This window comes from Streptomyces sp. LS1784 (assembly GCF_020103755.1).
Taxonomy (GTDB): domain Bacteria; phylum Actinomycetota; class Actinomycetes; order Streptomycetales; family Streptomycetaceae; genus Kitasatospora.
The window spans coordinates 1-10,612 of sequence record NZ_JAHSQD010000281.1 but is presented as its reverse complement, the minus strand read 5'-3'; the positions used below and the strand labels follow the sequence as shown (position 1 = coordinate 10,612).

Here is a 10,612-nt window from a genome sequence, read left to right as displayed (position 1 = left end):
GTGCTGGCGGCAGGGGCGCGGCGGCTGCTGGGCGTCGCCGTGCCCGCCCCGGTGAAGGGGGCCGCGGGCGAGCGGTGGCGGACGCCGGCCTTCGTGGTGGCGCACGTGGCGCTGGGGTGGACGGTGCTGATCGGCGGCAGCACGCTCGTCGTGACGGGGGTGGCGCTGCCGGGGCGCTGGGTGGAGGGCTCCGCGCGGGTGAGCCTCTTCGGCTGGGGCGCGGAGGTGACGGGCGTCTGGACCTGGGTGGTGGCGGCGCTCAGCCTGGCCCTCGCGGCGGTGCTGTTCGCGGGGGTGTCGGCCGCACTGCGGTGGCTGGCACCGCGGCTGCTCGGCCCCTCGCCGGCCGAGCGGCTCGCGATGGCCGCCGAGCGGGAACGGCTGCTGGCCGAACGCAACCGGCTGGCCCACGAGTTGCACGACTCCATCGGGCACACCCTGACCGCCGCCACCATCCAGGCGGCCGTCGCCGGCGAGGTGCTGACCGCCGATCCGGCGGCGGCGCGGGCCGCCATGCGCAGCATCGAGGAGTCGACCCGGGCCGCGCTGGAGGACCTCGACTACGTGCTGGGCGCGCTGCGGGAGGAGCAGTCGGGCACCGCGCCGACCCGCACCCTCACCGACCTGCCCGAGCTGATCGACCGGCTGCGGCACGCGGGTGCGGTCGTGGAGCCGCGGACCACCGGGGACCTGGCGCAGGTGCAGGGCACGCTCTCCCGGGCCGCCTACCGGATCGTCCAGGAGGGGCTGACCAACGCCCTGCGGCACGGCGCGGGCGGGCCGATCGAGCTGCGGGTGACGGCGGGGCCGGAGGCGTTGGAGCTGAGCGTGGTCAACGGGGTGGCGGGTACGGGTGTGCCGGGTTCGAGCGGCTTCCCGACCTCCGGCCACGGCCTGCCCGGCCTGGCCGAGCGGGTGCGGCTGCTGCACGGCGAGTTCGAGGCCGGCCCGTACGGCGAGGGGCAGTGGCGGCTGGCGGTCCGGCTGCCGGTGCGGTGGTCGGCGTGAGCGGGCCCGGCGCGGGCGCGTCCGACCCCGCCCCGGGCGCGCCGCCCGACGTCACCGTCCTGATCGCCGACGACGACCCCGTCACCCGCAGCGGGCTGAGCACCCTGCTGGGCGCCCAGCCGGGCCTCGCGGTGGTCGGGCGGGTCGTTGACGGCGTCGAGGCGGTCGAGCAGGCCCGGTTGTTGCGGCCGGACGTGGTGCTGATGGACGTGCGGATGCCGCGCCGCAACGGGATCGAGGCGACCCGCGAACTGCTGAGGGGGCAGGCCGACCCGCCCAAGGTCGTGGTGATCACCACCTTCGAGAACGACGGCTACGTCACCGCCGCGCTGAGCGCCGGTGCCAGCGGCTTCGTGCTGAAGCGGCTGCCCGTCCCGCAGATCGCCGAGGCGGTGCGGGTGGTGGCGGCCGGGGAGGCGGTGCTGTTCCCCGCCGCGCTGCGCCGGATGGTCGCGGCCCGGCCGCTGGACTCGGCCGAGGCACTGCCCCGGGCGGGCCTGACCGGGCGGGAGGAAGGGGTGCTGCGGCTGATGGCGACCGGGCTGTCCAACCCGGAGATCGCGCAGGCGCTCGCGGTGAGCCAGGAGACGGTCAAGACGCACGTCGGGAACGTGCTGAGCAAGCTCGGTGCGCAGAACCGGACCCACGCGGTGGTGATCGCCTACGAGAGCGGGCTGGTGGTGCCGGGGCTGCCGGGTGCCTAGCGCCCTGGGGCGGGGCGGGGCGGGGCGGGGCCGTCGCCGGGGACCGGGGCTCCGACGGTGGAAACCGTGCCGTACCGTGTGGGCTCGTGACGTCGAAGGATCGTGCACCCGCCGGGGAGGCGACCATGACCCGTGAGACCCGTGAGACCCGTGAGACCCGGGCGGCCCGAGCAGGCCGCCGGGGAGGCGCCGTCGGCGCCGGGCCGGCCACGCTGGGCCTCGTGCTGGTCGCGGTCGCGGCGTTCGTGCTGAACGGGATGGTGCCGGCGGACTCCTCCGTCGGGTCGGTGCTCCGGACGGCGGAAGGCGGCCTGTTGGCCGGCCTCACGCTCGCGTGGGCCGCCTGTCTGCGTCGGAGTCTGCGCCGGCACCGGTAGCCGTTCCCGTCCTGGCTACCTCCTCGGGTCGATCGGGGTGAGCACGCCGAGGCGGTCCTCGACCGCCTGGGCGGCGGCCAGGCAGAGGTCCTCGCGGAAGGCCCGGCTGATGAGCTGGACGCCGGTGGGCAGGCCGTCCGGGGCGAGGCCGGTGGGGACGGCGACGGCCGGGACACCGGCGAGGGTGCTCACCGAGCAGAGCCGCATGCCCGAGGCGACCCGGTCGCGGCCCGCCTGGTCCCGCGACTCCAGGCCGGGTTCGACCGGCGGCTCGGTGAACACCGGGCCCAGCAGCAGCGGGTACTCGTGCAGGAACTCCGCCCATGAGCGGCGGACGCCCGTCCAGGTGCTCATCAGGCGGATCAGGCCGGGGCCGTCGGCGGGCGGGGCGCTGCGCATCGTCAGCTCGATGTAGCGGTCGCCGCCCTCGCCCAGCAGCTTGCGGACGGCGGGCCAGTTCGGCGCGAACTCGGTGACGGGGAGGCGGTGGTAGGTGTCGAACGCCTCGTCCATCCGCGGGACGTCGGGGACCTCCCGGACGTCGTACCCGGCGTCGCTCAGCGCGTCGGAGGCCTCGGCGATGGCGCGGCGGACGGTGGGGTGGACGCCGCGACCGCCCGGGTCGGTGACGACGGCGACCCTGATCGGGCCGTCGAGCGGCTCTCCGTACAGCGGGACGGGTACGGCGCGCGGGTCGCGCAGGTCGGTGCCCGCCAGGGTCTCGTAGGCGAGCCGCAGGTCGGCGACCGTACGGGCGAACGGGCCGTCGGTGACCAGGCCTTGGGAGGCCGGGCCGGGGTCGTCCGGGCCGATCACGCGCTGGTCGGCGGGGAACCGGCCGGTGGTCGGATTGAGGGCCGCGACCCCGCAGAAGGAGGCGGGGATGCGGACCGAGCCGCCGGAGTCGTTGCCGAGCCCGAGCGGGGCCATCCCGGCGGCGACGGCCACGCCGTCCCCGCCGCTGCTGCCGCCAGGGGTGCGGCGGGCGTCCCAGGGGTTGCGGGTGTCGCCGTACAGCTCGCTGCGGCTGTGCATCCCGGCGAGGATCAGGGTCGGCATGTTGCTGTGGCCGATCGGGATCGCTCCCGCCGCGCGCAGCCGGGCCACCGGGACGGCGTCGGCGGTGGCGACGTGGTCGCGGAAGTGCGGGGTGCCGAAGGTGGTGGGCACTCCGGCGATCGGGGTGCTCTCCTTCACGGTGAACGGCACGCCCGCGAGCGGGCCCAGTTCCTCGCCCGCGGCCCGGCGGCGGTCGGTGTTCCGGGCGGCCGACCGGGCGCGGTCGGCGAGGAGCTGGGTGACGGCGTTCAGGTAGGGGTTGACCTCGGCGATCCGGGCCAGGTGGCTGTCCACCACCTCCAGGGCCGACGCCTCGCCCGTGCGCACGGCGGCGGCCAGTTCGGTCGCGGGCTTGTTCCACAGGGGCATGAGGGTCTCCTCGGTTCTCTTCGGCCAGGTTCCGATGCGGTCGCATCGGAACCGAACCATAGCCCGAGAACCGATACGCTTGCATCGGAAAATCGGAGGACGTGGCGAGGAGGAGACCGGAGATGCCGAAGCAGGTGGACCACGAGGGCCGGCGCCGGCGGATCGCCGAGGCCGTCTGCCTGCTGGTGGACGAGCACGGACTGGAAGGCGTCACCCTGCGGGACGTCGCCACCCGGGCCGAGGTCTCGATGGGGGCCGTCCAGCGCTGCTTCCGCACCAAGGAGGAGATGCTCCTGTCCGCGCTCACGCACATCGGCGAGCGAGTCGCCGAGCGGGTGCGCAGCCGGCTCACGGCCGGCCCGGCGCAGTCGGCGGCCAGTGAACTCGGGCTGGTGGCGGGCGAGGTGGCGCTGCTGCGCGAGGAGCACCGGGCCGAGGCCAGGATCTGGCTCGCCTTCGTCGCCGGGGCCGCCGTCAACCCGGCGCTGGCGGCGTCCCTGCGGGGCAGCTACGCGGCGCTGGAGGAGCTGATGGTGAGGCTGGTCGACGAGGCCGCGGGCGGGGCGGTGACGGCGCGGACCGAGGCCCGTACGCTGCTCGCCCTCGCCGACGGGCTCACCGCGCACGTCCTGGTCGGGCACCGGACGGTGGCGGAGGCGGAGGAGATTCTGCACGCCCACCTGGCCGGGCTCTGGGAGCGCTGCCGACCGGCCGGGTGACCCCGGCGCCGATGGGACGCGCCCGGCCGCCGAACCTTTGCGCACCGTTGTCGCCCAGGCCACCGTCCAGTCGGTGGATGGTCGGGAAACGCGGCGGCCGGGTGGGGCAGGATCGGACCCGACGTCACCGGAGACACCTGTCGGACACTCGTGTGGGGAGAGCATGCCGTGACTGCCGTGGAGATCCCGGGGTCCAAGTCCATCACCGCCCGGGCCCTGTTCCTGGCCGCCGCCGCCGAGGGCGTGACGACCCTGCGCCGGCCGCTGTCCTCGGACGACACCGAGGGCTTCGCCCAGGGGCTGGACACCCTCGGGTACCGCATCGAGCGGGCGGAGCGGTCGTGGCGGGTCGAGGGCCGCCCGGCCGGGCCGGCCGTACCGAGCGCCGAGGTGTACTGCCGGGACGGCGCCACCACCGCGCGCTTCCTGCCCGCCCTCGCCACCACCGGCCACGGCACCTACCGCTTCGACGCCTCCCCCCAGATGCGCCGCCGCCCGGTCGCCCCGCTCACCCGGGCGCTGCGCGAGCTGGGCGTGGACCTGCGGCACGAGGAAGCGGAGGGGCACCACCCGCTGACGGTCGTCGCCGACGGCGTCCGCGGCGGTGAACTCACCCTGGACGCCGGGCAGTCCTCGCAGTACCTGACCGCGCTGCTGCTGCTCGGCCCCCTCACCCGGGACGGCCTGCGGATCACCGTCACCCGGCTGGTCTCCGCCCCGTACATCGGCATCACCCTGGCGATGATGCGCTCCTTCGGGGTCGAGGTGAAGCGGGAGCAGACACCCGTCGGCGAGGTGTTCGAGGTGCCCTCCGGCGGCTACCGGGCCGCCGACTACCCGATCGAGCCGGACGCCTCCACCGCCGGCTACTTCTTCGCCGCCGCGGCGCTGGCCGGCCGGGAGGTCACCGTCCCCGGCCTCGGCCGGGACGCGCTCCAGGGCGACCTGCGATTCGTGGACGTACTGCGGCGGATGGGCGCCCGGGTGGACATCGGCAGCGACCGCACGACGGTGGCCGGCGACGGCGCGCTCGGCGGGATCACCGTCAACATGCGGGACATCTCCGACACCATGCCCACGCTCGCGGCCATCGCGCCGTTCGCCACCGGGCCGGTGCGGATCGAGGACGTCCACAACACCCGGGTCAAGGAGTGCGACCGGCTGGAGGCCTGCGCCGACAACCTGCGCGCGATGGGCATCACGGTGGCCACCGGGGACGACTGGATCGAGATCCGGCCCGGCACGCCGCGCCCGGTCGAGATCACCACCCACTCCGACCACCGGATCGTGATGTCCTTCGCCGTCACCTCGCTGCGCACGCCCGGGATCACCTTCGACGACCCGGGCTGCGTGCGGAAGACCTTCCCGGGGTTCCACGAGGCCTTCGCCGAGCTGCGGGCGGCGTGGGGGGTCTGACCCGTCGAGGCGGGCAGGCCCTGTCGGGCCACCCGGGCCCACCGCCGGGAATCCCTGTTGTCCGTCGGCGGGAATCCCTGTTGCCAGGCGGTGGGCCCGGCGGCGAGGATGCCGTTCGTGTCCGAGACGGTGTTCGAGACGGTGCCCGACGGGCCCGGGCTGCGGCCCTATCCCAAGATCCCCGCCCGCGGCCGCTCCGGCGGGCCCGGCAGCCGCGAGTGGAGCGCGGCGGAGAAGGTGCACGGGGCGCACTTCGCCGTGGTCTGCGAGGACGGCTCGGTACGGGCTGCGAAACGGCGTGAACTGCTGGACGACGAGGGGCTGGACGGCTTCTTCGGCGTGAGCCGGATCTGGCCCGAACTGTCCGTCGCGGCGGCCCGGTTCGCCGCCGCGGTACGCGCACCGTGGGGTTCCACGGCCGTGGTGACGGTCTACGGCGAACTGGCCGGCGGCCGCTACCCGCACCCCGAGGTGCCCGCCGTCCCCGGGGTCGACCCGGTCCAGACCGGCGTCTGGTACGCACCCGGCCTGCGCTGGCTGCCGTTCGACGCCACCGTCGAGACGCCCGAGGGCCGTTGGTGGATCGCCGACCGCATGCTGCGCACGGCCGCCCAGGCCGCCGGGCTCACCTGCGTGCCCCTGCTCGGGCACGGCCCCCTGAACAGCCTGCACGACCTGCCGGTGCGCTACCCCACCCGGGTGCCCGCCCTGTTCGGCCTGCCCGAACTGCCGGACAACCTCGCCGAGGGGTACGTCCTCAAGCCGGCCGGCGAGTGGCACGAGTCGGAAACGGCCCGTCCGCTCGTGAAGGTGAAACAGCAGGCCTTCGCCGAGGACGACCGCTACGACGGCGCCCGCCCGTACCTCCCCCCGCCGGAGGGCGCGGCCGGCGTCCCCGCCTGGCTCCTCGTCCAGGCCTCCGCCCTGCTCACCCCCACCAGGGCCGCGGCAGCCGTCAGCAAACTGGGACCGCGTACCGTTGTCGAAGCCGTGGCGGAGGAGATCGCGACGGACGTGGCGGAGGAACTCGCCGAGGATGTGGGAGGGTTGGATGGATCCGCCCTGGCCGCCCTGCGGCGGGCGCTCGAACCGGGGGCTCGGTCCCTGGCGGCCTTCGACGCGGAGGACCGGCACAACTCCTGACCGCGGGGGAGCGGAATGGCTCAGGCGAGGAAGCGGCTGTCACGCACGGAGGCACTGCGGCGGCGTGCCGGAGCCCAGTTCGTCGGCCGCAGGGCCCAGTTGGCGCTCTTCGCGGAGAACCTGCGCAAGGATCCGGACCTTGAGGCCACTGACGATCCGGCCGACTTCCTCTTCCACGTGCGCGGCGTCGGCGGCGTCGGCAAGTCGATGCTGATCGCCGAGTGGGGCGAGGCCGCCCGGCGGGCGGGGGCGCTGACGGCGGTGGTGGACGAGAACGACGTCCACGGCCTGGAGTCGGCGTTGAGCGCGCTCGCCCGGCAGCTGGCCGAACAAGCCGGACCGTTGAAGGAGTTCGACAAGGCGCTCGACGAGTACCGGCGGTCCGTTCAGGCCGCCGCCGACCGTGTCCCGGAGCCGTCCGCCGGCGGCGGTACGGCGTCGCTGCCGTCCCGGATCGTCACCCAGGCGGCGTTCGGGGCCGCCTCCATGCTGCCGGGTGGGGGTGTGGTCGCGACGATCGCCAACCCGGACAACGTCGCCCTCGGTGCCGACCGCCTCATCGCCGGAATGCGCCAACGGCGGCGCGGCAACGACGGCGAGGAGGCGGTGCTCAGCCGCGCATTCGTCGCAGAGCTGGAGAAGCTGTGCGGGCGGGACGGCCGGTGGGTGGTGCTGTTCCTGGACACCTGGGAGCAGACCGATCGGCACCTGGGCGCCTGGCTGCGCGAACTCCTCGACGGCGCCTACGGTTCGGTCCCGCTCGACGTCATGGTGGTCCTGGCCGGCCGTGAGGAACTGAGCGAACGCGACTGGGACACCCTGCGCCCGGCCGTGGTCGACGTCCCGCTCGACGTCTTCACCGACCAGGAGACCCGCGAACTCCTCGCCGTCCGGGGCGTCACCGACCCCGAGGTGGTCGAGGCCGTGACGGGCCTGTCGATGCGGTTGCCCCTGCTGGTGGCACTGCTCGCGCAGACCGGCCTCCAGGCCGTCGGCGACGTTTCCGACGCCGGCGCCGACCTCACCGACCATGCGGTGGAGCGCTTCCTCCAGTGGATCCCGGAACAGGAGCGTCGCGAGACCGTTCTGGCGGCGGCGCTGCCCCTGCAGCTGAACCACGACCTGTTCGCCTGCGCGGTGCCGGGTGCGGCCGGGGGCGCCTGGGACTGGCTGCTGAGCCAGCCGTTCGTCTTGGGGCACGGCTCGTACTGGCAGTACCACCCGGTGGTGCGGGCGAGCCTGCTGCGGCGCCGGCGGATGCACTCGCCCACGGACTGGGCAGCGGCGCACGGCCGCCTGGCGGAGCAGCACAGAGCTGCCCGCGAGGCCCTGGAACAGGAGGGTCCGGAGCAGCCGCGCTGGAGGGGCGATCAGTGGTGTCGTCTCGCGCTGCACGAGACGTACCACCTGCTGTGTGCGAATCCGACGGCGAACCTGGCTCATGCCTTGGAACACGTGGCGCGACTCGCGGACAGGAACCTGGCCGGATGGGTCGACATGCTCGGACAGGCGGCGCAGGTCAGCGAGGACAGGGAACTGGACGGGTGGGCACGGCGGCTGCACGCGGCTGTCGGTACGGAGGACCCGGAGACCCATGCCCTCACCGCCCTCTGTGCCCCGGGGCTTCCACCGGTCGTCCGGGCCCGAGCGCTTGCCGAACGGGGGGACAACCACTTCAGGGCAGACCGCGATGAGGACGCACTGGTTGATCTCGACTGTGCCGTCGCAATCTCGCCCGGCCTGCCAGAGGCGCGTGCCTACCGTGCCCGGGTCCACTTGGCCAACAACCGTAAGGAGCAGGCGCTGGCCGATCTCACAGCTGCTCTGGACCTCGATCCCGAGTACTCGTGGGCGTGGGCGCTCCGCGGCGTGGCTTGGCTGGAGTCGGGCAGACCGGACGAGGCGGTGGCGGACTGTGCAACGGCGCTCTCCTTGAACCCGAATCTGGACGGGGCGCTTTCGATCCGAGGACGCGCCCACCTGGAGGCGGGGCGTCCGGACGAAGCGGTGGCGGACCTCACCGCGGTAGGCCTGACCCCGAGGGTTCAGGCCTACCGCGGTAGAGCCCATTTGGATGCGGGGCGCCTGGACGAAGCGGTGGCGGACTTCACGGCGGCCTTGGCATCGGACTCCCGGATCGGTTGGGCACGGGCCTACCGCGGTGAAGCCCATCAGCGGGCCGGTCGTCCGGATGAGGCGGTGGCGGACTTCACGGAGGCCTTGACACTGAATCCCGGGGACGGGTGGGTGCTGGTCCGCCGTGGCGAGGCCCACCTGCTGGCGGACCGCCTGGACGAGGCGGTGGTTGACTTCACCGCGGTTCTGGAGCTGAAACCACGGTACTGGCGCGCGCTGCTCCAGCGTGGGTTGGCCTATTGGCAGGCGGGTCTGCTGGACGAGGCACTGGCCGATCTGAACGCGGCTGTCGAGTTGGACTCGGAGAACGGCCGAGTGATCGGATTCCGTGGCGAGGTGAACCGGACCGCCGGCCGGTTGGACGAAGCGAGAGCAGACTGTGCGGCAGCCCTTGAGCTGGACCCCGAGAACGCATGGCTGCTCGGGATCCAGGGACTGACAAAAGCATTGTCGGGTCAACTCGATTCGGCGGCTGTCGACCTTTCCAGGGCTCTGTCCGGTGATCCCGAGAGCGTCTGGATCCTTTGTGCGCTGACCGCTGTTCATCGGCGCGGTGGACGGATCCAGGAAGCATGGGCAGTCCTCCGGCGAGCGGCGGAGGTGGACGCGGCGGATTCGAGCGTCCTCTGGGAGACGGCCATGATGCGCATCGTGGAGAGCGGGCGGGTTGCGTCCCTGGCCGCATGGAACGAGTACCTGGACGTCGCCAGGGCGTCAGGTGAAGCCGTCGACTCGGCCGCGGCGGAACTGCTCCACGGGCTGGTCGTCCAGGACACCGCGCCGGATGCGCTGGTTCATGACTTCCTCGCCGTACCCCGTACCGGCGCGGTTCTGGTCGACGTCCGCATGGGGGTGGAGGAGCTGGCCCGTATGGAGGACCCCGTCGGGCCGCGGGCCGAGGCCGCACTGCGGCTGCTCAGGGCGCCTGCCGCACCTTGATCGTCAGCGGGGTCCGGGGGCACGGAAAGATTCTTCGGGAAAGGTCCCGGCCGATGTCGAGGCCGGGTTCCTCCGCTCCGACCGAGAGGTGACAGCGCGCCGACGGGGCGCGTGGGACAGAGGGGACACCCGAGATGAAGTACGTCGCGATGATCTACGGCAACCAGGCCAAGTGGGACTCCTTCCCGGCCGAGGCGTGGCCGGAGGCGATCGCCAAGCAGGAGGCGTTCAACACGCGGTACCGGGAGAGCGGGGAGCTGGTCGGCGCGTACGGGCTGGCGGACGCGGCGGCGGCGCAGCTGGTGCGGCGGGCGGAGGGGGTGCCGGTGGTCACCGACGGGCCGTACCTGGAGACCAAGGAGTACCTGGCCAGCTTCTACCTGCTGGACTGCGAGAACCTGGAGCGGGCCCAGCAGATCGCGGCGGACATGCCGTTCGCGGACGTGGAGCCGGTGGAGCTGTGGCCGATCCTGCACGAGTCCCCCGCGAGCGACCTCCCGGCGTGCGGGTGAGCGGCACGACCGGCCGTACCGTCGAGGGCCTGCTGCGCGAACTGGCGCCGCAGGTCCTCGGCGTGCTGGTGCGGCGGCACGGCGGGGCGTTCGACGCGTGCGAGGACGCGGTGCAGGAGGCGCTGCTGGCCGCCGCGACGCAGTGGCCGCAGGGCGGGGTGCCGGCCAACCCGCGGGGCTGGCTGGTGACGGTCGCGGACCGGCGGCTGGTGGACCGGGTGCGCAGCGAG

Annotated in this window: 10 protein-coding genes; 9 read left to right on the top strand and 1 reads right to left on the bottom strand. The window is 73.8% G+C overall.

The window, feature by feature from the left end; all coding sequences use genetic code 11:
- The 3 genes from KS423_RS27070 to KS423_RS27060 all read left to right on the top strand — a co-directional run.
- Nucleotides 1-1,008: sensor histidine kinase (locus KS423_RS27070; RefSeq protein WP_224282387.1), on the top strand; the 1,008-nt coding region annotated here is incomplete at its 5' end.
- Nucleotides 1,005-1,712 carry a response regulator transcription factor gene (locus KS423_RS27065; RefSeq protein WP_224282386.1) on the top strand — a complete coding sequence of 236 codons (708 nt, stop codon included), beginning with the start codon at nt 1,005-1,007 and terminating at the stop codon, nt 1,710-1,712. The genes KS423_RS27070 and KS423_RS27065, both read left to right, overlap by 4 nt.
- 125 nt (nt 1,713-1,837) lie before the next feature.
- Nucleotides 1,838-2,089, top strand: coding sequence for a hypothetical protein (locus KS423_RS27060; RefSeq protein ID WP_224282385.1), 252 nt, complete (start codon nt 1,838-1,840; stop codon nt 2,087-2,089).
- A 15-nt stretch (nt 2,090-2,104) separates the two neighbouring features.
- On the opposite strand, the gene KS423_RS27055 is transcribed toward KS423_RS27060, so the two are convergent.
- A complete protein-coding gene (locus tag KS423_RS27055) occupies nt 2,105-3,517 on the bottom strand; it encodes an amidase (RefSeq protein ID WP_224282384.1) in 1,413 nt (470 codons plus the stop codon).
- A 122-nt stretch (nt 3,518-3,639) separates the two neighbouring features.
- Between KS423_RS27055 and KS423_RS27050 the strand changes: the two genes are divergently transcribed.
- The 6 genes from KS423_RS27050 to KS423_RS27025 all read left to right on the top strand — a co-directional run.
- Entirely contained in the window at nt 3,640-4,236 is a 597-nt protein-coding gene (locus tag KS423_RS27050) for a TetR/AcrR family transcriptional regulator (RefSeq protein ID WP_224282383.1), read from the top strand.
- Nucleotides 4,237-4,404: 168 nt separating this feature from the next.
- Entirely contained in the window at nt 4,405-5,652 is a 1,248-nt protein-coding gene (gene aroA, locus KS423_RS27045) for a 3-phosphoshikimate 1-carboxyvinyltransferase (protein ID WP_224282382.1), read from the top strand.
- Between the two features lie 117 nt (nt 5,653-5,769).
- Entirely contained in the window at nt 5,770-6,795 is a 1,026-nt protein-coding gene (locus KS423_RS27040) for an RNA ligase family protein (RefSeq protein ID WP_224282381.1), read from the top strand.
- Between the two features lie 15 nt (nt 6,796-6,810).
- Complete coding sequence (locus KS423_RS27035) at nt 6,811-9,870, top strand: tetratricopeptide repeat protein (RefSeq protein WP_224282380.1); 3,060 nt, start codon at nt 6,811-6,813, stop codon at nt 9,868-9,870.
- A gap of 134 nt (nt 9,871-10,004) precedes the next feature.
- Nucleotides 10,005-10,382 (top strand): YciI family protein, encoded by a 378-nt coding sequence (locus KS423_RS27030; RefSeq protein WP_224282379.1) that lies wholly within the window; start codon nt 10,005-10,007, stop codon nt 10,380-10,382.
- Nucleotides 10,379-10,612, top strand: a 234-nt coding sequence (locus KS423_RS27025; RefSeq protein WP_308020252.1) for a sigma factor, incomplete at its 3' end; no start/stop codon positions are given. The genes KS423_RS27030 and KS423_RS27025, both read left to right, overlap by 4 nt.